1 pseudogene is annotated in these 230 nt (G+C 69.6%); it reads right to left on the bottom strand.

Annotated features, from left to right (window positions below):
* Nucleotides 1-230 (bottom strand): annotated as a pseudogene (locus ACQG3P_RS25445) (hypothetical protein); the annotation flags it as partial.

Consider the following 230-nt stretch of genomic DNA (forward strand, 5'->3'; position numbering starts at 1 on the left):
ATCCATCACCACGCTGAAGCGGTCGCCCGGCTGCAGGTCCTTGGTGACGGCGCTGTCGTACTTGAAGATCGCGTCGGTCCTCGTCGCGATGGCCGACGGCGACAGCCCGGCCGTGCGCGCCGCCGCGGACAGCGACCTGGTGATCTCGCCGCGGGTCACCACCCGGCGGGTGGAGCTCTCACGCTTGCTGACGGTCGCGGTGATCTGTGCGCCCTTCAGCGACAGCTCCA

It is taken from the genome of Stenotrophomonas sp. SrG, from assembly GCF_050031795.1.
Classification (GTDB): Bacteria; Pseudomonadota; Gammaproteobacteria; order Xanthomonadales; family Xanthomonadaceae; genus Stenotrophomonas; species Stenotrophomonas rhizophila_A.